Source organism: Aneurinibacillus thermoaerophilus (assembly GCF_900099925.1).
GTDB classification, from domain to species: domain Bacteria; phylum Bacillota; class Bacilli; order Aneurinibacillales; family Aneurinibacillaceae; genus Aneurinibacillus; species Aneurinibacillus thermoaerophilus.
The window spans coordinates 1-23,757 of the sequence record NZ_FNDE01000015.1; the positions used below are offsets into that span (position 1 = coordinate 1).

At 40.5% G+C, this 23,757-nt stretch carries 24 protein-coding genes and 1 pseudogene; 1 reads left to right on the top strand and 24 read right to left on the bottom strand.

The features are described from left to right. The 5 genes from BLR88_RS09180 to BLR88_RS09200 all read right to left on the bottom strand — a co-directional run. Window positions 1–203 (bottom strand): helix-turn-helix domain-containing protein (locus tag BLR88_RS09180; protein ID WP_139184952.1); only part of this gene is annotated, 203 nt, incomplete at its 3' end. 417 nt (window positions 204–620) lie between these two features. After that, on the bottom strand, window positions 621–1,091 hold the full coding sequence (locus BLR88_RS09185) for a hypothetical protein (RefSeq protein WP_057899198.1): 471 nt from the start codon (window positions 1,089–1,091) through the stop codon (window positions 621–623). Between the two features lie 12 nt (window positions 1,092–1,103). After that, complete coding sequence (locus tag BLR88_RS09190; protein ID WP_091260491.1) at window positions 1,104–1,505, bottom strand: DNA/RNA non-specific endonuclease; 402 nt, start codon at window positions 1,503–1,505, stop codon at window positions 1,104–1,106. Between the two features lie 146 nt (window positions 1,506–1,651). After that, a complete protein-coding gene (locus BLR88_RS09195) occupies window positions 1,652–2,887 on the bottom strand; it encodes an IS110 family RNA-guided transposase (protein WP_091260493.1) in 1,236 nt (411 codons plus the stop codon). A gap of 183 nt (window positions 2,888–3,070) precedes the next feature. Further along, window positions 3,071–3,853 (bottom strand): recombinase family protein, encoded by a 783-nt coding sequence (locus tag BLR88_RS09200; RefSeq protein WP_057899200.1) that lies wholly within the window; start codon window positions 3,851–3,853, stop codon window positions 3,071–3,073. A gap of 162 nt (window positions 3,854–4,015) precedes the next feature. Here BLR88_RS09200 and BLR88_RS09205 point away from each other — a divergent pair, with 162 nt between their 5' ends. Then, on the top strand, window positions 4,016–4,237 hold the full coding sequence (locus tag BLR88_RS09205) for a helix-turn-helix domain-containing protein (RefSeq protein ID WP_091260495.1): 222 nt from the start codon (window positions 4,016–4,018) through the stop codon (window positions 4,235–4,237). On the opposite strand, the gene BLR88_RS09210 is transcribed toward BLR88_RS09205, so the two are convergent. The 19 genes and pseudogenes from BLR88_RS09210 to BLR88_RS09300 form a co-directional block, all read right to left on the bottom strand. Continuing rightward, window positions 4,234–5,058 (bottom strand): replication initiation protein, encoded by an 825-nt coding sequence (locus BLR88_RS09210; RefSeq protein WP_091260497.1) that lies wholly within the window; start codon window positions 5,056–5,058, stop codon window positions 4,234–4,236. The genes BLR88_RS09205 and BLR88_RS09210 overlap by 4 nt on opposite strands. Before the next feature lie 384 nt (window positions 5,059–5,442). Beyond that, a complete protein-coding gene (locus BLR88_RS09215) occupies window positions 5,443–5,871 on the bottom strand; it encodes an HGGxSTG domain-containing protein (protein WP_091260499.1) in 429 nt (142 codons plus the stop codon). Between the two features lie 107 nt (window positions 5,872–5,978). Continuing rightward, window positions 5,979–6,461, bottom strand: coding sequence for an antitoxin YezG family protein (locus BLR88_RS09220; RefSeq protein WP_091260501.1), 483 nt, complete (start codon window positions 6,459–6,461; stop codon window positions 5,979–5,981). Between the two features lie 2 nt (window positions 6,462–6,463). Further along, window positions 6,464–6,877 (bottom strand): annotated as a pseudogene (locus tag BLR88_RS09225) (DNA/RNA non-specific endonuclease); the annotation flags it as partial. 456 nt (window positions 6,878–7,333) lie between these two features. Continuing rightward, a complete protein-coding gene (locus BLR88_RS09230) occupies window positions 7,334–7,774 on the bottom strand; it encodes an SMI1/KNR4 family protein (protein WP_091260503.1) in 441 nt (146 codons plus the stop codon). A 16-nt stretch (window positions 7,775–7,790) separates the two neighbouring features. Further along, complete coding sequence (locus tag BLR88_RS20115; protein WP_254778271.1) at window positions 7,791–9,206, bottom strand: HNH endonuclease; 1,416 nt, start codon at window positions 9,204–9,206, stop codon at window positions 7,791–7,793. Further along, window positions 9,203–10,882: a contractile injection system protein, VgrG/Pvc8 family gene (locus BLR88_RS09240; RefSeq protein WP_254778276.1), complete on the bottom strand. Its 1,680-nt coding sequence runs from the start codon at window positions 10,880–10,882 to the stop codon at window positions 9,203–9,205. The genes BLR88_RS20115 and BLR88_RS09240 overlap by 4 nt, the downstream gene beginning before the upstream one ends. A 92-nt stretch (window positions 10,883–10,974) precedes the next feature. Beyond that, complete coding sequence (locus BLR88_RS09245) at window positions 10,975–11,382, bottom strand: DUF4280 domain-containing protein (protein WP_057899206.1); 408 nt, start codon at window positions 11,380–11,382, stop codon at window positions 10,975–10,977. Between the two features lie 3 nt (window positions 11,383–11,385). After that, on the bottom strand, window positions 11,386–11,928 hold the full coding sequence (locus BLR88_RS09250; RefSeq protein WP_057899207.1) for a hypothetical protein: 543 nt from the start codon (window positions 11,926–11,928) through the stop codon (window positions 11,386–11,388). Window positions 11,929–11,950: 22 nt separating this feature from the next. Then, the gene (locus BLR88_RS09255; RefSeq protein ID WP_057899208.1) at window positions 11,951–13,084 is read right to left on the bottom strand and encodes a pentapeptide repeat-containing protein; all 1,134 of its coding nucleotides are present in this window, start codon (window positions 13,082–13,084) and stop codon (window positions 11,951–11,953) included. A 29-nt stretch (window positions 13,085–13,113) separates the two neighbouring features. Continuing rightward, window positions 13,114–14,538: a contractile injection system protein, VgrG/Pvc8 family gene (locus BLR88_RS09260; protein WP_057899209.1), complete on the bottom strand. Its 1,425-nt coding sequence runs from the start codon at window positions 14,536–14,538 to the stop codon at window positions 13,114–13,116. A gap of 18 nt (window positions 14,539–14,556) precedes the next feature. Next, window positions 14,557–15,162, bottom strand: a complete 606-nt coding sequence (locus BLR88_RS09265; RefSeq protein WP_254778273.1) for a hypothetical protein — start codon at window positions 15,160–15,162, stop codon at window positions 14,557–14,559. Window positions 15,163–15,195: 33 nt separating this feature from the next. Next, a complete protein-coding gene (locus tag BLR88_RS09270; protein ID WP_057899211.1) occupies window positions 15,196–15,978 on the bottom strand; it encodes a hypothetical protein in 783 nt (260 codons plus the stop codon). A gap of 28 nt (window positions 15,979–16,006) precedes the next feature. Further along, a complete protein-coding gene (locus tag BLR88_RS09275; protein WP_091260507.1) occupies window positions 16,007–18,652 on the bottom strand; it encodes an Hsp70 family protein in 2,646 nt (881 codons plus the stop codon). Window positions 18,653–18,679: 27 nt separating this feature from the next. Continuing rightward, window positions 18,680–19,369: a hypothetical protein gene (locus BLR88_RS09280; RefSeq protein WP_057899213.1), complete on the bottom strand. Its 690-nt coding sequence runs from the start codon at window positions 19,367–19,369 to the stop codon at window positions 18,680–18,682. Beyond that, on the bottom strand, window positions 19,366–20,643 hold the full coding sequence (locus tag BLR88_RS09285; protein ID WP_057900356.1) for a hypothetical protein: 1,278 nt from the start codon (window positions 20,641–20,643) through the stop codon (window positions 19,366–19,368). The genes BLR88_RS09280 and BLR88_RS09285 overlap by 4 nt, the downstream gene beginning before the upstream one ends. A 6-nt stretch (window positions 20,644–20,649) precedes the next feature. Next, a complete protein-coding gene (locus tag BLR88_RS09290; RefSeq protein ID WP_091260509.1) occupies window positions 20,650–22,296 on the bottom strand; it encodes a PP2C family protein-serine/threonine phosphatase in 1,647 nt (548 codons plus the stop codon). Between the two features lie 53 nt (window positions 22,297–22,349). Further along, the gene (locus BLR88_RS09295) at window positions 22,350–23,198 is read right to left on the bottom strand and encodes a PP2C family protein-serine/threonine phosphatase (protein ID WP_409359894.1); all 849 of its coding nucleotides are present in this window, start codon (window positions 23,196–23,198) and stop codon (window positions 22,350–22,352) included. Further along, a complete protein-coding gene (locus BLR88_RS09300) occupies window positions 23,198–23,728 on the bottom strand; it encodes an FHA domain-containing protein (protein WP_057899216.1) in 531 nt (176 codons plus the stop codon). Before BLR88_RS09300 ends, BLR88_RS09295 begins: the two co-directional genes overlap by 1 nt. Window positions 23,729–23,757 lie beyond the last annotated feature (29 nt).

Here is a 23,757-nt window from a genome sequence, read left to right on the forward strand (position 1 = left end):
ATCATGCGTTTATGCAAGTAGTCTTTATAGCGGTCTAGTTTACTTCCTCGGCTCGTTCGTTTCTTTTTCAAAGGCGGGGAGTTTTCCCCAAGATACTTACGAACTGTTTTTCGATCAATCCCCAACTGCCGGGCAATGTCAGAGATAGACATTCCTTTCCGGTATAACTCCTTGATCATAAAAAATTCCCCTCTCGTAATCATGAACCATAGCTCCTCTCAGATGTCTATGGTTCTTATTGTAGGTTGGGGAATTTTATTCCGGCTATATTGGGGATTTTATCATCGGCTTTAACACCCCGGGGTAATCCGCTATGATGGTATCGATCAGGCTGGTGTGTTGTTGAAAATAGATTAGCGAATTTTGTTCAAAGGTACTTGACGGTTACACCATATTTTTCTTCCTCATTTTTTCACATGCAAAAAAGGCTTACTCCTCCTCATTGTTCGAGTTGGAATAAGCCTTTGAAAGTTTATCAAGTGTTTATAAGATTGTACGATCCTGCCTCTAAAATGTAAACCCGGCGAATAAAAATTAGAAACTTAACCTATCCTTTTCTCATTTTCAATACTCAATACATTATTTCACTTGAACAAAATATTTTACAAACTTGAAGTGTACTACGCTTGTGATTTACTAATCTCTTCAAACCATTGTTCAAATAGATCATCTGGAAGTAATTCATCATCATTTGAATATACTAACTCATATTTATAATTTGCCACTAAACTATTTTTTTCTACGTTATAATGCAATTTCATTTCAGTCGGCATCTCTCGATTGAAAGCATTACATACCTCATGTATTTTCTTTAAATCCTCAATACAAATATTTAAGAGCCCTAATTGTCTATCTCTTGAAACATCATAATTATATTCTTGTGTTCCATTTACTAATCTAACGGCGTCGTTAACCTTATGTTTTAGTACAAATGTCTTATTAATCCTATAAAACACATTGAAATAATAAGTCTCTGGTTCATAAGAACAATATAAATAAATATCCTCTGCTTTATGGTCTACGTATTCTAAACATACAGATACCATATCAGCCTGTAACTCTGAAAAGTAATCTTCAAAACTCTTAGTCAATAGAATCACTCCTTAATTTTTTATAACAAGCTTATCAATAGCTCCATCAATTTCATAAATCACTTCAAATTCTGTAGGTCTAGGATTTTCACCGTCATACTTAATTTTAACCTCAACTTTTACATTTTTTCCGTTTTTTATTGCTTTTGCCCATTTATTTTCAAGCTTTTTATATTTACTCAAGTTTACTTCACTTGATTGCGAGACAAGATTGTCTAACTCAGGAGAACCACCGAACCTATCTCCCGCCAGATGACCTGCATGGTCTCCTGGCTGTTTACCTGGTGTATTTGAAGCATGCGGTAATCGTTTATCTCTTGTAGTCAATTTTAAATCATCAGCACTAAACTTTTCAATTCTACCAAGATGATCTGTTTCATAATCATATTGGTGCTCACCAGCTTTATACTTCACATTCGGTTTAAGTTTCCCTGCATCATCAAATGGATTATCGACAAAAGTCTTATTAGGAGCTTTACCCGTCCCCTATGTTGTAAAGCTGGCGATCTACAACGAATGGCGGCTATTGTTTGTTATGAACAACGCCACCTTTGGCTGGATTAGCTTACCCGTTGTTCCACCTGTTCGGGCATACGAAAGGCGGTTTTGTTTTTCATCATACCGTAAATAATGTTGACTAAACGGCGCATGACACATACCAACGCTTGGGTTGGCGTTTTGCCTTCTTCTTTCTTACGGTTGAAGTATTCATAAAATAATGGGTTGCGAGGCTTTTTGCTGCCTTTGGATATTTGTACTTGCTGTACTGCTAGATTGTAAAACAAGCCATGCAGTACCCTGTTTCCCTGTCTACTTTTTTGGTTCGTACCTTTCCCGCCAGAACTGAAATTGACAGGCGCTATTCCTGCAAAACGTGCCAGTTTGTCTGCACTAGCAAAGCGGTTGATGTCGCCAATTTCCGCAACGAGCGCTGATGCTGTTACAAGGTCTATACCCGGCATCGTTTCCAGTTGGTAGTCTAGCCTATCCATCATCCTACTTACTTCGTTTTCTACATACTGGATTTCCTGCTTTTTGAATTTTATATCTCGCACATGGCTTTGAATTAAAAAGTCTCGTTGTTCCTGATAGCTTCTTGTCGTGTCACCATCTGCTCGTACAAGTGAGAGAATGTCCTCTGCTTTCCTTGTAGAACAGGCGTTATGGCTAGACTTCCGTAAAAATGCCGCCAATGTTTCTACCGAAACACCTTCGAGTAAATGTGGGGCGGGGTACTTCTGCCAAAACGCCAACGCACACTTGCCGTCAATGTCACTAAAAAACTTTCGGTAGCTGGGGTAGTGATAACTCAGCTGCATGTGCAACTGGTTTTTGAGCGCTACCAATGCTTTCACCAAGCCATTCCTTCTCGTCACCAGTTGACCAATCGTCCAGTACACGTCTTGCGGGTTTGCATCGGGCAATATGTCCAGCTTGTTTAACAGGATTTTCGCTACACATTCCGCATCCCAGCTATCACTTTTTTGTGTGGTCGGGTAGCTTTTGCGCTCGGCATACGAAAAGGCGGAGTTTACTTCTTTCACCTTTTGGTTATTTTCCAACAAGTACACCGCTAACGAGCGACCATATCCACCTACATCTTCCAACCCATACACAGGGGTCATGCCTTTTTTCGTAAACGACTTTACATATGCCATCAGTTCATGGAAAGCGGCAGGTTTATTTTCAAATGTACATTCCCCCAGTTTTTCATTCCAGCAGTTTATGACCACAGCCGTATGGGTTTTCTTATGCAGGTCAACTCCTACATAAATATGCTTCTGCTTATAGTGCATGAAAAAGCCATCTCCCCTGTTTATGAATGGTGTCAAACAACAATAAACGTCGGCAACCTGAGTTCAAGCGTTCGTCTAAAGACCCGCATTGGGACGCCAGCCTATCCGTTTATTTCTCGCTCAACGTAACCTGCCTAATCTATAATAAAAAGGTTCTATTTTTTAAATACCGCAGAAAACTTTTTATAAAATCGCTTCGTGCTGTCCAACTGCTTGGATGCCACCGTATGTATAGAAGCCCTGGTAAAACGCCTTGCGATCCAGCATATTTTTCACCTGCACTTTTGTAAACCGTTTGCCTTGTTGTGTACGATAGCCTTCGCTGTTTAGCTGTTCCGCCAACTGCGACAGCGACCATAATGAGTTTGTTTCTCTAAGCGCAAACAATCGGCGAACAATGGTTGCCTGTTCGTCATGAACTTGTATCTTCTTTTGTCCTTTTCTTGCCGTATAGCCAAACGGGACTCTGCCTCCAGCATACCCTCCTTCCTTCGCTTTCTTCGTTCTGCCTTTTCCCAGTTTCATCGCAATTTCCATCTTCTGATACTGGTCTAACAGTTCTAGCATTCCGTTCACCAAAAAATCGTTCGGGTCTTTCGTATAAATGCTGTAGTTCGGCTGTTCAATCGCCTTCACATCTACGTTATAGCGGCGCAACTCTCGTTGCACTACTACTTTCACCATATCCGAACGCCATAGTCTCGACGTATTCAGTACAACAATGCCCTCTACTTCTCGCCATCGCAGGTCATACAACATGTCCTGTAACCCTTCCCGTTCAATCGTTAACTCCTCTTCATCTACTTTTGCGCCGCTTATTCCTCTGTCCTCATACATATGCATAAGGTCAAGCCCGTTCGCTTCACAGTATCGTTCAATTTCTTCCACCTGATAGGCGAGGCTGTACCCGTCTTTTACCTGTCCTATGGTACTTACCCGTACATATCCCACGACTTTCTGTCGCATGTATTTCCCCTCCCGTAAAGAAAATTGTAATTTTCGTAACGGTTTACCGTTGATGCGTAGTATACGACCTCATCCAAAATCTGCACAACCCGTAATTTTATGCTCGTTTTCTTCACCAGAAGACCGTACACTATACGCAACCGTTATTTCATACAAGAGGAGGTGTCCCCTTATGTCCTATACCGTCGTCTTCGTCTCAACGAAATTCTTGCCGAACAAAAAAAGACGCGAAAACAGCTTGCCCACCAAGCTGGTCTGCGTCCTTCTACTGTCAGTACGTTATGCAATCAACCGGTTCAGCGCATTTATCTACGTACACTCGCTTCTCTCTGTGAAACACTTGACGTATCCATCAGTGACTTGCTTGTTCTAGAGAAACACTAAGCCACTCCTAGCACCGCCGTATACACAGGTTCAAGTATTCTCTCCCACTCTTTCCTTGCCAGCCCGTTGAAATCCAACACATACTGGCTGGCAAGTTCTTTTTTCACTCCTTCTCGTATATACCGGGTGTATAGATTTGTTCCGTTCTGTATGTTTCGTATTTGTTCTGCCTTTTTCGGTTTCATCGCTGCCCAGTCTGTTATCACTGCCGCATAATACTGCTTGTTCTGTTCCGGCGGACAGTCTCGTATATGTGTCAGTTCAATATTTTCGGCTGGCTTATACACAATCTCAATGCGTGTCAATTCCCCTTCCATTTGTATCCCATGCCTGTCCCAAAGCTCCTGCTTCTTATCATACACCCGACAGTAACCATTTTGTTTTCGCTGATGCGGCACTCCGAAGTATCGAGTCGTTTTATACAAGTGTAAAGATCGCCGTATATCGCGGCTCATCACCACTACATTCTCTAGCGAAAACGGCACGTCATACGCAATGTCACAGCTTACAAATTCTACTCTGCTTGCTTTCTGTCGCAACCATTCCCATATCTCACTCAGTCGTTCGTAATATTCCGGTCGTGTCTCCAGGCGCAACGTATGTAAAAATCCTTCCTTCTCCCGAAAGTTCTTGTAAAACACATGTAGATATTCCCCCTTTCCCATCCGTATATGAAATTGATAACAGTATAATTTTCGATATACTCTCCAGCGTACCTTGTACTTCTGCAACAGCACACGCATAAAAAACCGATAAAATACAGACAGCGGCACGTCTTTGTATTCCAGCACAAGTTTGTCTACTGAAACGGTTGGCGCCATCCTTGTTCTCCCCCTTGTTTACCAAATTTTTTCGTAGGATATATAAAAAACTTAACACTTATTGGACTATATCATTATATTTTCCCCTCCCCATTCTCCCGGCTCAACAACAAAAAAAGCACCTGCATTACCCAGAAGGTAATCAAGTGCTCGAAGTTTGTTTGTATAATAAGTTTTCGCAAGTGTAGAAGGTTTCAAAGGATGCGGACAATCCGCAAGCTACGCACAGGCGTATGATATGGGCAAAAGTATGACACATATCCCGTTTGGCATCAAGAATAACATGTATGCCTACGAGCGCTTTCGCTCATGCCGTTCTCTTCCCCTGTCCGGTGTATTCAGTGGGATTCCTTGTAGAATGGCAGCATACCCGATTCTCGTAGGTTATCGCTGTAACATACTGCAAATTTGTTTAAACCTTTTCCCTTGTGTCCTTGTCAAGGCTTCTTCAATCTGAATCCAGCGGATATCCTCTGTCTCCTCTCTGCTTCGCTGTAGCATTCTTGCTATACGCACGTCTTCCATGACATATGGGTTATTTATCCGTTGGTGAAGTTGTAAGCCATAGTGTTGCCGCAACTTGTTTTGTTCTTGCGCTGTCAACGTCTCCCACGTTATGGTTTCATACTCCCCGGTTGTAACCCTTGCTTTGTTGCCTGCGGCGTTTTGGTTTCTACACAACTTTTTCCGGTCTTTTGGTCCTGTACTTTTTCCACCGTGCATCCGACATCTCCCGTTTTTCATCGGGATGTTTTGGCAACTTGTCCCCTTTCGGGTTAACGCACCGCAGATGGTTGTTTGTCCTCGCATCATGATTCTATTCCTCCGTAACTTGCATGGGGTTTGTGTATGAAGGTTTTAGGCGAAAAAATACCCCAAGTGAGTGTTAATAACTCGTTTGGGGTAGATAATAGTTCTAATCATTCAGTTTTATCTTCAATACTTCTTAGATATTCTTCCAGAAATAACCTATCATCTTCATCTTTTGGGATAAGTCCTAAATATTTATGTTCCCAAATAATACTTCTTTCATTATCGTCTGCATCCGATAAGTCTTCATAATCATAGTCAATTTTAAAATCACCCTTATTATCAAAAATAAAAGTGATACTTGTCCAAGGTTCTTGTCCATTGTTCTTAAACTCATACCACAATTCTTCTAAACCATCTAACAATTGCCGCCATAATTTTTTGTACTCTTCTTTATCTATTCCAAATAGGTTTGGAATATCATGGCTATATGTTGGAATACTATTATTATCTGGGTAATAATAGAAGAATGACGTTCTTACATCCTCAGTTATCTCACCGTATACAAATACCTTTAACCACTCTTCTGGTATTGTTTCAATTACGGTCTGTGCAATTTTTTGATAAATGCTATTCAATCTTATTTCATCCATATTCAATTTCCTCCAGGTTTATTTTTGAACTCTTTGAACTTCCATTTCCCATCACCAATTTTATACTCTATATCAAAACTTACAGGACGCTGTGAATTCCCTTGATACTTAGGATTTATTTTCACCTCCACGCTTTTTCCTTTCTCAAGAGCTGTAGCCCACATATTCTCAAGTTTCTTCCACTCACCTTTATTTAGATTCCCATTCATAGGAACTAGGTTGTCAAGACCACCCGAACCTTTAAATATAGTTGCTATTAAATGTCCGCCATCATCGTCTGGACGTCTATCTTCTCTACCCGCCACCTTCTGAGCATGGGTGTTTCTTTTTCCTTGTTCTAAATTAAGTTTTCCTTCACAACTTACTATACGCCCCTTATCATCGGTTTTGTAAGTGTGTCCCGATGGAGTTGTATATTCGACGTTCGGTTTTAATACCTTTCTTCTTTTTTCATCTCTTGTATAATGGTCACCATAGTTTACCTTAGTAGGAGGTTTCGAAGGTGTAGCTTTTGCCGTCCCCTTAGTAGAGGACTACGTATTATTTGTTACAATATGGATTATGTATCAGGTATCTCCCGTTTTTCATCGGGATGTTTTGGCAGCTTGTCCCTTTTCTAGTTGTTGCTCCACAAATTGTTGTTTGTCCTCGCATCATGTTCTGGTCCTCCTAACTTGCATAGGGTTTGTGTATGAAAATTTTAGACGAAAAAATACCCCAGACGAACTTTAAAGTACTCGTTTGGGGTTAATCTGCTCAGATTTCAAGTTAAAATAAAGCCTTTGAAAGTTTATCAGTGTTTGTCAAGTTGTTTAGTGTTTGGTTTGTTGGTGGTATTGTACGACCCTGCTTTTATAACGTAAACTCGGTAATTAAGGATTCTTCAATCCATCAATAAACGCCTGAAAACTATCGGCAATCTCATAAGTATTTTCATCTTCACTTGACTGCTCAAAATGGAATACATGGTCCCAATAATAAATTCCTTTATACTCTGGATCAGTTACTAAAACAATCTTTCCCGATCCAGGATCATCGCCTATTATTATGCTATTTGGAAACAAATCGTCCACATACTCGTCGTACCATTTAATAATGTCAAAAGGTCTTTCTACTCCCAATCCATACATGACATCAAGAGGTATATTTTCGTTTAACTCTTCTACAAAAAAAGTACTGTATCTTACAATTGCAGTACCCCCATTATATTCTCGTAAAAATTGTTTATAGTCTTCTGGTAACGAAAAGCCTATATATTGTTCAAAATTGCTTATCATCTCATCTGTGGCTTGTCCAAAACCCTTAATATTCATTTAACACAGCTCCTTTTCATTTTTTCTTTTTTCGAGAAAGTGACATTCCGCCTCTATGCCTAAATCTATCATGCAATTCTTTATCAACTTCTTGCATTGTTTGACCATCTTGATGATGATGCCAAGTACTTTTGTTTGATTTAGGCCCATTTGGAGCCAATTCATCAGCTTTCGCAAAATCCTTTGGATAGCTTTCAAACTTCCCTATATCAACTTCCTGTTTTACCATTCCAGCCCCCTTGAAATCTGGATACCCACCAGGATATGATACAGAATTCCCTTCCCAATCATGATAAGTCCAAGTATTATCTTCATCAATTGTAATCTTTCCACCTTTTTTCTGCCACTTATCTGGATCAGGTGAATTTTTCGGTTTAGTGGCAAGTTGTTCTTTGGTAAACTGTTTAGCTTTTGCCGTCCCCTGAGTAGTTTTATTCCTGTTGCTTCCTCCAATTGATATTGAGCCTCTTTCATTATTTATAACATTTATCACATGGGGGGGTAATCTCATTGCTGCCTTTGCCATTTGCTTAGTAACAACCGATAAACCTTTGTCGCCTACTAAGTTTACAACCTTATTCCCCCCAAATTTCCCAATCACATAAGCTCGCTGCTCAGGGCTCAATTTCTGAAATTCATCATATTCTTTCTCTATGCCAAGGATAACTTTGTTCGTTGTTCCGAACGGGTCACTCACCATTTGTCCAGCAAATTTTTTTGCCTTGCTATACTCTCCCCTCAGGGATTGACCAATATTTTGTACCGTTTGCTCTGGATTATACCAAAGTTGTTTTGCTAACTCCACTGTATCTGTGAACGCTTCTTTTCCACCATCCCAAACTCCCTTTCCAAAACTTTTAGATAGTACAAGGGCCTTTCGCATGTCATTTTTTAATCGCTTAACCCTTTCATTCTGGCTGAGGTTATTCTTTATCTTCCTTGCCTGGGTAACAACCTTTCCCCCTTCACGCTTTACGAATGCAGTCGCTTTTTGTTTCGCTGCTTCCAATGTCCCTTTTGTCTTCTTTGTAAATGCTTTCGTTGCCCTTGCCATCGAATTCAAAAATTTTTGTGTTTGTAATACTGCCTTCTTTGCGAATGCTTTTGCTGCTTTCCCTATCTTTTTCCCCGCTTTTACAATCTTCTTTACTGCTGTTTTGGCTACTTTTATTCCCTTCTTTATAGCCATTTTTGTTGCTTTCACAGCCGATGTTATAAACTTTTGTACCTTTACCCCATTCTGTTTAATGGTCGTTGTGAGCTTGGATACCGTTCTCTTTATGGCTGTTCCTGTTTTTGATGCCGTTTTTTTTATCGCTGTTACTCCTCGTGACACTGTTCGCTGCACAGCGGCTGTCGCTCTTGACACCGACTGTGAAAACTTCCTTATTTGCAGTCCTGCCTTCTTTTTTAATGTCCCCCACCAGCTCATGTCTTCCGCCCAGCTTTCTTAGCTTTGACTGCTTTTAGCGCCATTTTCGCTCGTGCGGCCACCTCACCAACAAAAGGGACACATGCCGCAACAGTGCGAGCGATGTCTTTCCCGCCTTCCTGAAGATTCCCGTCCGCATCTCCTGATCCCGGGATCAATCCTGCTACGTGCTGGGCGAGTTCCGTCCTGTCTCCCTCCCATTCTTTCTGTGGAGCTTCCTCTTCTTCTATCAAATCGTCCACAACAACTGGCCCTTTCACCGTACCTTCCATTTCCACTCGCAAACCCTGAATATCGGTGATGCCATCCAGCATCATACTGCTTGCACCGCATACCATGTAGACAGCTTCCTGTGCCTGGACACTTAGCTCATTACCTGCATCGATTTTCAGGTCTTTTTCCGAGGTAAAGACGATCGGTTTTTCGCTGTGGATTTCGATGCCATCTTCTTCATGCAGCTTGAGGAAGATTCCCTCTTCCTTGGCGGTAAAAATAAGTTCCTGTCCCCCCAGCATCATCTCTTTGCCATGCGGCGTTCCCCAGTATTTGATAGCGGGGTCTTCTACCTTGGGAGAACGGTCTTGTCCTCTGCGAATGGAGCAAATGGCTACCGCTTCTTCTTCCCGGTTGCCCGGGATGTACAGCTTCACAGTATCTCCTAGCTCCGGCATGCAGTACCAGCCACTGTTGCTTTCAGCGGTGTAGGGTGTGGAATACGGAAACCAGCAGGCTTCGTTTTTGTCCTGGGTTTTATCGATATCGAGGTGAATTTTGACGGTGTCTTTGGCTACATCGAGGATTTTGCCTTCCAGGGATGCCCCTGTAATCTGATCGTTAAAAATCAGGTTTTGCCGGATGCCTTTTTCCGATGCTAATATGTATTCGTAGGTCATGGTGCCGTTTTTCATCACAGCCGTAGACTCAGCAACCACTCGCTCCTTCCCTTTGTAGGTTATTCTGTCTCCAAGATTGAAATAGGCTTCGCTTTCTATTCGATAGTACAAAAAATCGTTCCCGCTCAACCCTGCTGCATAATCGTTCTCTGTTGTTTTCATATAGATGGGAAGGGTTTTCTTCACGCTGTATTGATGCTCCCATAGCTCTCCCGGTCTTCCTTCCGGCATGCCGAACCAAAACTTTGGTGCATCTGCCGTCGCTTCTGGAAGAAGAACCGCACCAAAATGGGAGGCCATTCGTTTCAGAAACTGCCAGTCTGTCTCTTCATATTGTATGATGCATTTCCTAAGTTTGGAAGTCTCCGAAACAGTATCAATATAGTCAGAACCAGAATAATTGGCGAGGATTGTCTCGATCAAGTCAGTGTATAGCATGTCTTTATTTTGAAAGGAGCGGCTTTTCCGCTTCACATCCATCCTGCACGTATGGGATCTGGCTTCCAGTTCTATGTAATAGATACCTCTAACAGCCTTGATCTCGATATGGGACACCTGTCCGCTAAAAAGTGGCCGTACGATGCGACCATTTTCCACCTGGTTAACTTTCACCGTATCCGTACTGTTTGCCATTTCAATATAGAAGTCTTGTTGTTCTTCCGGGATTATCCCTGTGACATAGAGTTTCGCATGGTCATTTACTGTTTTCACAATTTTAATTTCATTTAGACGTTGCACCTCATAAGGAGATATAAGCTCAACATTTCCATACCCTGCCCTCATTTCCACCTCACCCCTCCTTTACTTTTCCTGTGAAGTCCATAATAAAGTGACATGTTCCTTCTTCAGTCCCCGCTACATCTACCTTCCATTTCTTACTCCTGTCCATCATCTACAATACTGATGATCCCAGCATACATACACTGGTTCGTGCATTTGTTGAGAAGTGCGGGATATTTCCCGATCAGGACATTCTGTTTCCCGTTTATCCATGGCATCGTCACAACTGGCGTGCAAAGTATTCTTGTAAGCACACCTTTATTGGCCGCTGTGGCCGCCGCTACTGCCGGGTTGGCCATACTGCTGCACAAGCCGAAAGGCATGATGTTAATGTTTGGCTTATAATCCATAATGTTCAACTGTGCCTTGCCCCTGCTGTATACGCCATGACTGAAAGGAGCTTGCAGTTTGCTCTTCGTACTTCCATAACTGCAGGATAACACCGCCCCTGCCACTACATAGCTTTGCCCTTCCCCGTTACTATCAAAAATTTTGACGTCCATAGGTTATCCCCTCTCTTCAACGATTTCCTTTTCTACTTTTTTGAGCCGAATCCCCGTAAAATCTCTCCGCAATAAGCTTTCTGCCACATCCAGACTAATAAGAATGTACTCTTCCATAATCCCTTTTATTTTGAAAATTTTATAAGGCGCTGCTTTGCTTTCATCAATCACTAGCCTTTTTAACGTACCGTCTTTATGAAATTCAGTTTGCTCGGACAGACAATCTATACGAGGCGGCACAATCAGCCAGTATAGCTCCTGTCTCAACCGTTTCATGTCCTTTAGCATAACAGATTTAAAATACAGCTTCGGCACATACTTTTCTATGATTTGCTTGCCTCTATCAGATAGCAACGGAATAGGCTTTTCAATAAAGTCTACATATTCTGTTGTATCTTGTTCCCTAATTTGAAACTGAAGATTCAACTTGTCCATGTCACGGACTTTCTTTTTTGTCAACATCTCTTTTGTAATCACCTGGGATATACCCATCGGCTGGACAGCATCCTGTATCCTTTCATCCTGCGAAATGATAAAATAGTTCATCCTTTGTCCCCTTCCCTGGAAGTTAGAATTTCAAAATAATGCTTTCCCTTTGACTGTTATCGAGTCTTACTTTTTCAATATCTTCCACAGAGAATACCGCATTTTCAAGATTAGCCCCTTTGAAGTTAGTAGCGGTAAGGTTGGCTCCTACAAACACAGCGCCTTTGAGATTTGCATTTTCAAAGTCAGCTCCCTCAAGGTCTGCTCCTTCAAAGTTCACCGCAGTAAGTCCTGGCATTTCCCAATAGGTTGAATCAATTAAACCACTTAACCCTTCAACATCACGAAATATGGCACCTTTTAGATTACTTTGGCTAAAGTCGGCTTCACTAATTAGGCTGTGGCTAAAATCCGTTCCTTGCAAATTACAATGAGTAAATTTTGTACCAAGCAATATACACCCACGCAAATTACTTTTTGATACGTTACTGTGCTTTACATCTGCATATCGTAAGTCAATGCCTTCATAATCCCCGTGGGACAAATCAAGGTTGGAGAATACTTCATACGCGTACTCATACTCTAGCTTTTCTTCTAGCCATTCTTTCATCTCTATGGAATCTTTTACTCTTGTATCCTCTTTATAGACAATTTCGCTAATATCCAGGTATTCTCCGACCCGCACTTCCAATTCCTCTTCTCTCTCGATATCCGAATATTCGGGCAATGCGGTTGCCTGTGACATCGCATACTTGGCAAGACTGACAACATACAGATTGTATTTTTTAGCCTCTCTCAGCTTTATCTTCTCAATATCCGGTTTTGTGATGGCTCCCATGTATGTTTTACTTCTTTTTTCCAGTTCACTTTCTAATCGATCTAGAAATTGAAACGCCCAGCTAGCATCATATTCGATCTGGCATTCCTTTCGATCAAAAAACCAGGTATTATCAAAAGCCTCTAGTAAATAAATATGTCTTCCTTCCAAAATTTCCGTACGCAACATGGAATACGTAATATATCCGATGTTATTCTTTTCTCCTTGTGCTTGCATTTCTTTTATTTTTAGGCATAGTTGCTTAAAAGATTGGATAAACCCCTGAGCGAGTGCATCTTTATGCATTTGAAAGTATTCTTCCAAAGCGAACAGGCTTTCAAGACTTTTGCTTTCTACATCGTTTTCTATGAACTGCTGCACTACTTCCTCTTTAACCATTCTCTTTCTCCCTCCTCATTCTATAGCGCTTAGTTTGTTTTTACTTCCTTACCTGTGATGCTTGTGTTGCCATCCATCTTGATGTTGCTTTCCTTACAAGTTATATTGATCTCTTCTTTAGCAGACATGACAATTTTCTTTCCCGCGCTCATCGAGATATCTTCCTGCGAGACAATTTTGATATTTTTTTTGCTGAAGATTTGAATTCCGTCTTTTTCACTTAATTTGATGAAGATTTCTCCATCTTTTCCGGTAATGACAATCTCTTCCGGGCTAAGCATTATTTCTTTACCGGCCGCCGTTCTGAAATATTTAATGCCAGGATTTTCAAGCTTATTCTTTTCTCTGATCTCCGAATCTTTCCGTACCGAACTGATCGCAATCCCTTCTTCTTCTTTCTTGCTTGGAAAATAAATGCGGACATAGTCATTTATTTCCGGCATACAATACCAGCCGGTGTTTCCTTCTGCTGTATATACCGATGAATAAGGGAACCAGTATGCTTCGGCTACGCTTTGTTCCGGATCAATGTCAAGATGAACCTTGACATTGTCTTTTTCTACGTCGATTACCTTTCCCTGAAGAGACAGTCCTGTAATTCCTGAATGATAGAAGGTGTTCTGACTCATCCCTTTTTTTGAACATAAGATGTACTGATGCTTTAACAGGCCGTTTTTCATCTGTGTATATGCTTCGCAAACGAATAGACTTTTTCCTTTGAAATCTACCCTGCTGCCAATGTCAAGCACTTGATCTGTCTCTGCTTCATAGTAGATGAAGTCGTTTTCATCAACACTCTGGATGTAGTTCTCTGAAGCATTCCGGAAATCTGATATTTTTTTTCTTACACTGTAGTGAAAGTCCTCCAGCTTTCCTTTTGAGCCGCCTTCTGGCACCCCGAAGTAAAACTTGGGCCTGTCGAAAGTAGATGCCGGTACCAGCCCCGTGTTAAAACGGGAGGCCATTCTTTTTAAAAACTGCCAATCTGTCTCCTGATACTGCATGGTGAACTTTTCGATACGAGCGGCTTTTGAAGCTACATCCATAACATCCACACCTGGATAGTCAGAAGCTACTTTTTGTAGCAAAGCGGAATAAGGCATGTCCTTGTTTTGAAAAGAGCGGCTTTTCCGTTTAACATCTAAACGATACGTATGGGATACAGCTTCCACCTCTATATAGTAAATATCTCTAACTGCTTTCACTTCAATACTTAATACCATTCCAGTAAAGAGAGGGGTACTGTTGGACTGTTCATCTATCTGATTGATCTGGATCTGTGTGTGAGTATCAGTCATCTCGACATAACTATCCTTTAGCTCCTCCGGTACAATTCCCGTAAAGTACAATCTAGCATGATCATTGATTTTCTTCGTGATTTTTAACTCCAGCAGGTTGACGAGCTTATATGGAGATACCTGCAAATTGTTATATGTAATAACAGATAGACTCATATATCAGTTTCCCCTTTCTCATCGGACTATTTTCACCGAGTCCATAATTCCCATTGCTACAGGTTTCCAATCCTTCATCTCTTCTTCCGTGCAATTGAATGTACACAGGAGGGCTCTTCCCTCCAGCTCAGCAAAAAATAGTAAGTTATAAATGTTTACGTCCAATGCCGGAGCTAGAAAATCACAGAACCCAATGTTTCTTCCGTTCACATTTCTTACACCTTCTTCAAACCATCGGGCCAGTGGCTGCGTCTTTTTGATGACTTGCACCATGCTTTTTTTGAACGCCTCCATATTTGTATCATGTAGCGGGCTTTGTGTATGGTTGAAGGCAATGTTAATGGAGGCACTTTCATTTGTGTAGATCAGATTCGGCCTTCTTTCAGAAGGGTATTTCAAAGACGCAATTTCAGGAGGCATGACGATAAACGTCTCAGGCAAACGTAGCTTGACCTTATCCTTCAGTACACTTTTTTCCTCAAATGGGATGATTTCATCGTTTATTTCAATAAAGTCTGTTTGCACATCCTGCCGTACAGTTCCTTCATAACCATTATTTTCCTTGAAAATTCGAGCGAGTTCCTCCTGCTTTTCATTCATCAATTCAATAATTTTTTCATCCATATATTCCATCAGACTCACCATTCCTTGCTATACTTAATCCACAATCACTCTCTGAGGTCCGCCAGGTCTAAGCCCTGGCTTCGCTTTGCTCCCACCTTTGACCTCTTCCAAAATGCTTCCCAAATATTTATGTATCTGTCCATTCGAGTATTCCTTGTATCCTTTTCCCAACCTGTTTGCTATATAGTGAAGAATGAGTTCCCTGTCCACAATGCCCTGGTTCATGCACTGCATAGAAAATGCGATGTCATAAGGGTTTGGGTTTACACTGCCACTTTTTAATATTTCGGTTGCAAAGTACCTTAGGATAGCGGGGTTAAGGGTACTTTTTCTAAAACCGGAATATTTCACATGGATGATATTCACAGTATTGTATTCTGTAGCAAAGTCGGCAAAACTCTGGTATTCTGATCGTAATCTGGCTCCTGGCTTTAATTTAAACCGTCCCAGTTCCAGTTCATCCTGTTTTATCCGCACATCTTCATCCAGAAATATTTCTGTACCATAAGAAATGAAATCTGCGTGTACATCTTCTTTTTTAAACTGTATTTTAATTAAGATCTCTTCCCCTGTAGCACGGTAAGGGATTTGGCAATCATTTTCAAGCATATACATTCTGCCTCCGTGCTTCACGATTCCGCTTGTGATGGTAAGGCAGTCTTCCTCAATGAGGATCTCAGCCCCTACAACAACCCCATCCGAATAATCTTTAAACCGAATGTCGATGAAGTTCCTGGGATAATCCCTTAGACTCTCCAACATCTCTTTCTTCAAGATTCTTCCTTTCTTGAAGTTTGGATAAAGATCTAAAAACAATGACGCCTCCCCTTTCCTCTATATTTCATTATTTCCATCCATCAAAGTAATCCAATTCCGAGAGGTCGTTTTCAAAGGCGAAAAATTTCTTCTTGCCTAAATAAAGTTGTTCATTTTGTCTTGCAACGGGAACGACATGAAAGCCCCAATTGTCTTTGTCAGCAAACACAAAAAATTTCACTTCTCCATTTACAATGGAATCCGTATCGTCCTGAGGTATATTTCCACCATATTTCTCGGCGATGTTCCGGTACAATACAGGCTTATAGTTTTCAGCACAATTTATGTATACATACTTGTGCCGTATACTTCCCTCGTTTCCTTTTAAGTAGAATTCGATCTCTGTAACCCCAATCGGCCTGGATATGGATCCCTGAACCTGGCTCAGTCTTTCCTGGTTTCTGATCAACACTTTCTCCTGCCGATTATGTGTAAATGCAGTTAACGAATAAGGAACTACCGGGGCATGATTTGTGATGCTGGCCTCGATATATCCCGCTTTTTGGGCATTGAGATATCGCAAGGCTCCTCTCAAGCAGGATAACTTTAAGTCCGGCACCTTTCCCGTATCTTCTGATTTCTGTCTGAATTCGATACTCCTTCCTGGGACAAATTCCTTTAACGCTTCTCGGAAAACGTCAATTCTGCATGACTGACCTGTGAGTTTTATGATTGAATATTCCTGAAGCCTTCCCTCCTGGTAAAAGTCTTCGAGAAACTTACGAACGATTTCATAAATATCCGCTTTAATAAGCTGATTAATCTCTTTTATATTAAAGACTACATCTGGAACATCATACACATCCTTACATCGTCCATTTTCCCACACTGATAAGAACCAGCGATCCACTGCTGTGATTTTAAGGTCATTTTCGCGATAGTTCTTAGTTTCAGAATAAAACCGGTTTCTCAAAATACCGGTTTTCCGAAAAAATTCTTTTTTCATATCCTCTGCAATTTCCCACAAAAAATAAAAATTATTTCTTACCCTCTGATATTCATCTAATGTTCTGTTCTCATACTCCTTAAATCGGGTCGGAATTATTTTTTCCGCTGCACGGTAGTAAGCTTCAAATTTCTCATATACTGATCGAACCCCAAACTCATCTACATGCCGAAAAATATCCGTTCCAGGAATATCAATTAAGCTGTCGATATCAATTGCGCTCTTTCCATTACTGTAATAGTCTGCAAATACGATCTTCATAAATTGTAAAATCCGATAGGTGATGTTATTTCCTCCGAAATTCGTATCCCCGTTTTCATAGTTTGTATGAATATCAATTTTATAAGAGATGTGCCCATCTTCAATTCGAAACAAGCAGGAGGAAAGATCAGTGGTACCCCCACCACAATCAATGACAAGAGCTTTGTATTCTTCTCCATCTATAAAATTATTTTTCTCTATCTGATCAGCGATCGTATTAAAAAGCACCGCCATGCCTTCATCCAGTGCATTTTCGGATTCAATGTGATACTCCGGCAATATTTCAGTAAACATCTCGATAAACTGTGTTTTTAATTTTACCGGGCTGGATATATGTAGATTTTTAAAACGGCACTTAAACTGGTGCTCTGCCATCTTTATCACATACATGATATACGCTCTTAGAATATCGCTTCTTTTCACTTGCGCTGTGTTTCCCTGACCATCCATTACTTCCTCTATCTTCGTATAGCTGTTTACCCATCTCTTGATCCCATGAAATGCTGTAGCATGACCGCTGTATCCGTTCTTTTTCATATATTTCAGTGCTTCATAGCCGAAATTATACTTGATGTCTTGAGGGTCGGAGCAATCTATCACACTCACTACTGTCGGTAGAAGCTCTATCCATTCCTCCTTGGAAGTCGTATCAGGAAACATAACAAAATTAATGCTATTCAACCTTATCCTTCCATTTAACAAATCATTACTGCAAGGAGAAGATATATATCCGTTATCAAGAAAAGCTCCGGCTGTTGTGTTGGAAGTTCCAAAATCTATCGCCAGCGCTGTCTCTGTTTCCTCAAGCTCTCTAATCTCCAAATCTGCAATCGGTATCTTATAGTAGTGTAAGTTTGTAGGAGGAAGGGGTCTGTCCTCATAGTAGGTTTTATAAATATATTCTGAATCTTGCTTTCTAAAAAACAAAAAGCTGTAATTTCTGTTTCCGGTTCTTCTTATTTCAACTTCTTTTTCCGTAGACAGGTAATAATCCCCAACATCGTCTTTTACGAGATTGAGAATCGCACACAATTCGAGAGCATCATTCACAAGCAGTACATTAGATTCAACAATGTCATGTCCAACCTCCACACGATATTGATCCAGCTTGTCTACCTTTAACCCAGTATATATGGTCATTTTCGCTGGAATTTTTATATTTCCGTTATCCGACAGCGGTGTATTCAAATATTTTTTAAGGGCGGACTCTATTCTTTCAAACCCGTCTTTTTTAAAGCTCTTTATCAACAAGCTTTCTTCGGCACTTCTAAACTTTAAGATAGTATCAATTAGACTCTCCCTGTCTAACGTATTGATCAATCCTTTGACTAACTTTTCCTTGTAACATATGTTTCTCAGTTGAAATGTCGTCATCTCCAACAGTTCATCCCGTGTGTACCTTACTGCATTTCGTTCCCCTTCTCGGCTATTTTTATTTATATACAGCCTGTATGAATATGTGTTCATAGCAACCTGCCTCCCTTGCCTGCCTAATTAGTAGAGCGCAATGTTGTCCATTCGCATGGTTTCCGCGACACCGATAATACCAAAGTGGTTTTTCCAGTAAATTTCCGTATGAAAACGCACAGGGAGAAAAATTTCTTGAATAAGCTCAAGCTTTGCTTGAGTTGTCTCATTTTCTTCCTGACCGATGTAAATAAGCAACTCATCCTTTTCTTCACAATTTGCGTAAATGATGCAACTCTTAAATATTTTTCGCATCGTATCTCTAAACAGATATAACGCCTCGCCTGTTTCATATAGCCGCAAAATATTATGAGCGAGCACTTCCCTTTCTTCTCTATTAAATCGTCTTATTTTTTCTCTAACACTGTTTCCGAGAAGACCCCTTTCAATATCCCTGAGTACAAACTTGATATAATACTCCCGCTTGTTCATCCCCTGTATAAGATCAATATCCGCTAAAAAGTGAATAATGATATCAAACAAAGTGTCCCTTAACTCTATATCATCGTTGTTATTGGCATCGAACAGATCGCGGAAAATGTCGTAAAATCTATAGTAAGGATTGATTTCTACCTTTTGTTCAATAACCCGCGTATTAATCAATTCATTGCTTAGCTCCATATAGGGCGAATACACTTTAGCAGGAACGAAACGGATATACTGTTTCTCGATGCCAGACTGTTCCGCCTTTATGATTAAGTCCCATATGTAATTCAAGATAACGCTCCTTCACATTTGTATTCCGGAAAATACAGTTGTACCTCTGATACTAGAAAGCTCATAAGATCATAGAGGATAAAGCTGCTGCTTTCGCGTGCCTTGAATCGAAGCCGCATAATTTTTTTATCGCTTTCAACTCCCATATTATCGTTTATGAATCGGTTCATCCCGTAGGTTTGTTCCATTCCATGCGCCCGTTTGCTAATTTCTATATGCTTTAATTCAAGGTACCTGGAGACTTCAAACGAGTTTATGATCCTCACAATTTCCCCTTTCGCTCTGACGCTCACTGCTTGCTTCCGGGCAAATCCGCTAACGAAGCTGTTTTCTCGCTTGTTTGATACCAGCTCGTATTCTATCCTGCCGATGTTTGTTTCTACAGGTTGTGTGATTTTAAGCACATTCCATACCTCTGATTTTTCCCTAGGTGACACAATAATAAGCTCCTCTGGCGTTCGTTTGATGTAGCGTATTATCTCCTCGTTCCCCTCCACAAGGTAACCATGTTTTGTGCCCATTTTTCGCAGTGATAACACATGTTCGAAATTTACCTTGTCAGTAGCCGGAACTGGAAAGCCGATGTTTTTTAAAGGCAGCCTTTCTATATTCCATAAAGGGATCATATCGAGTTTTTTATATTTTTCATATTCTTCCAGATCGATTGTTATTTCCAGTATTTCTTCCTCTTCCTTTAGCGTTCCCTCACATCCCACCAACATGACATCAAAAAATTTATTCGCGTACGGATGGTTTATAGTTCTCCAATGAATTCCATTTATCAAGAAAATATTGTATAATTTCTCTATTTCGTGCATATAAGCTTCGTTCTGTTGAAGACGTACCTCGATCCTATAACGTCCTCCTGTGGTGATTATCTCTCCTGAAAATATTCTCTGGCTATCTATAAGTTTTTTTATTTTCATGAAGTTGCACTGTAAAAATATCGTCAGTAGACGAACCTCTTCCTTTCGATCTACTTTGCATGCCAAACTCTTCATATCATAAGTCTTCTCTTCTACATCTTCAGGTATCATCGGGTATAGAAATTCATGGACTGGATCCAATTTATCTCTAGAGCATACTGTCACATAAACATCATATTTCTCCTCGCTATCTCTCACCTCGTTAAAGACCCGTTCCTCCAACTTCCTGTTCATTTCTTCCTGATATTCCACCAGATTTAAAAAAACCCCTGTGATAATATTTTTCAGCAATCTACGTTGCTCAAGGTCTTCCATCTTACTTAACCTTTCCATTACAATGTCTTTCATGACCATTTACTTGATTCCTCCCGCTTTATTAGGTACTGCATCCGCTTCTCCCATGTCATTATTGAGTGCTTGGCCATTAGGAGTAGCATCTGAACCCGCTAAGCCGGCCTTTGGAATCGGATTTAGCTTTTCCTCGGCTTTCATTATCTTCCGTTCTATGCTTAGAACTTTTTCGAGCATGTCAATCTCCTGATAAACCTCCTGGGCCATAGTATAGGACTCAATGGCTTTCTCAAAATCCTGTGAGGAATAGCTCTTATCCCCTTTTTTTTCTAACTTTTCGCCATCCAGCTGCTTTTTTTCCTTTTCCAGATTGGATATTTTTTCCTCAACTTCATCCAATTTTGCTTTTATCTCTTTTTCCCCATTAGCAAAGGAAACTGCAATTGCCGCTTTCCTTGCTTTTTGATATGTATTCTTTGCTCCTTGGTAATCTTGTCTTTCAAATTTCATATCCCCATCTTTCTTCAAATTTAAGACTTGGATAAAAGATTGAGATTTATGTATTTTCTCCTCTAATTCTTTCATGTTAAAATCTTTACGACCTTGCATTTCTTTTTGCGCCTTCTCATACTTGCTTACCGCTTTCGCGTAATCGCCTTCCTTAAAGGAAGCGTCCCCATCTGTGATAAGCTGTGTTATCCTTTGTTTCTTACCGAGCAACTGAGCATGTATCTTATCTTTAATCTTTATAGCTGCATTCCGTGCTTCGCTGTATTCTTTTAAGGCTTTCGCATAATCCCCGTCCTGCACGAAAATATCCCCATTTTTCTCATGCTCGAACATACTGGCAACTGCTTCTGCTTTTTTCTTCGTGTTCTGTATCTTATATACGATCGCTCCTCCCCCAACTAATGCAAGAAGCAACAGTGCTAATGAGATTCTTTTTATTACTCTTATTTTTTTTGTGGGATCTTCTTGATAGGTCTTGTTTACAAAAATTGCGACTGCGGTATAATTATTTACTATCTTTTTCTGTTTACTCAAAAGAACGTCTTCCAGAATGTCAACCAATTCCGAAGGTTCTTTTACCTCTTCCATTGCATCCAGCATTTCGATGCCACTTACCCCCTCCCATAACCCGGAGGTACACAGCACCATCACATCTCCGTCTATCAATTGATACTTTTTCGATACAAAAGGTTCAAAATCATGGGGTTTTCCCATATAGTTCAGCAGGTTGTTTCTTTCTTCATGCTCTTCAATTTCATCTTCCGGTATCTTCTCTTCATCTGCCATCATTTGCGCAAGACTCTGATCCTTGCTTTTAAAATTGAGTCTCCCGTTCCTAAAATGGTACAGCCTCGTGTTGCCTGCAACGGCCCAAATCATTTTTGAATAATCCGTTACTACCATTAGCAGACTCGCTTTAAGCCTTACCCTTCTGCTCTCATCTTGCAACAATCTGTGAGCTTCCTGTATGTATTTTTTTATTCTCATTCTGGACATCGTAGGATTATTCATAAAATTCCCCAATATGCTTTTGACTGCCATTTCAGCACTTTCTACTTCCCTATCCGAATCGAGTCCGTGTGCTATCACCCAGCAGGCCATATCGTCAAGTTCCGTAAATGCAAAATAGTCTTTGTTATTTATGAAAGTACCTGCTTCAGATAGGAATGCTGTTTTAAACTCGCTGTTGTCCTTTCTCATTCGTACACTCCACTCCTCCTTTTCATTCAGAATTTTATCTGCAACCCCGAATTCTACCAGCCATTTTCTAGTATGATAACTGTTGCATTATCCTGGTTCCTCAGTCTTTTATATTCCACAGCTTCAATTATTTCCTGAGCAGCATCATAAGGAGAAATGTTCTTGGAAAGAATTTTTTCTAATTCTATTTCTGTTACACTGTTGTAAACCCCATCACTGCACAAAATCACCTTATCACCTTTATGTAATGGAATAGGTGCTTTACAAATTTCTATATTCTTAAAACCTTCATAGCCCAAGTAATTAATTAATCTCTTTCTCATCGGATGATCCAGTACATCATCTTTTGTAACTTCTCCCGCAAGATAGCGCTCCTCCAGCAAAGACTCCAAAATATGCTTTTGATTTATATTGATAAACTCACCATCTCTAAAAATCATGATGATGCTATCTCCTACAGCTCCCCAGTAAAGGTAGCCATCGGATATGACAGCAGCAACGAGTGTTGTTCCCCCCCTTGTTCCTTTGAAGTTCCGCAGAATCTCTGTATTGCTCAAACGGGAAGCTTTCGTAAAAAAAAGGGGGATGTTTTTTGTATTATTTAATTTTAAAAACTCCTGTATAAATGTAGTCACAGCAATGGTGCTTGCTACCCTTCCATTTGCAAGCCCACTGATTCCATCAGCCAGTACTGCTATCGTTCCGTTCGCGGTCGTTGCCGTCGAGAAGTAATCATCCTGCTCCTCCCGCCTTCCTATGGTTTGCCCATTGCCAATCAGGATATTCGGCTTTGCATCCCTATTCAGCAAAAGCCGTCTTACATAAAATAAAAGAAGAAGAGATATGATAAATGCCAGTACTATCAGGTAAGGTAGCAATTGCTGTTCTTCCATGATGATCATCATTCCTTGCCCGCCGCATTGCTTTCCCATTCAAAATGAGAGCCACATAAAGGAATAAATATAAATTTACTTCTGCCCAGTTGTATCACATCATATGCGGTTAATTCTACAGGCGAATACACTGCTTCATTATTATGATAGGCAAGTCCTGACGCATCACCGGGCAACAGAAAAAAGTTCCTCTTTTTGGGGTCGTATACGATAACAGCATGGTTACGCCTAGAGATCGTATTATCTCCGATAATTCGTATGTGCATTTCTTCAGATCTTCCAATAAAATTCTTTTCTGCCATAATCCTATAATCCTGACCAATTTGAGGTCCTTCTATACATACTAACCACCCAGTTACAGGCTCGATTCCCTCTACTTCCCCCAAATATGGCATTGTCTTCTCATCTTCACCCATTGCCACCATTTTTCTATTTTCACTCTTTAGGACTGGCTCTATCACAATGTTGCAATAAGGGCATGTGCTGCCGTGTTTTCTTGTACTAAACATATGTCCATTTTTGCATCTTGCCAGACTCATACCATTTATTCCTCCGTTTATTTTGAATC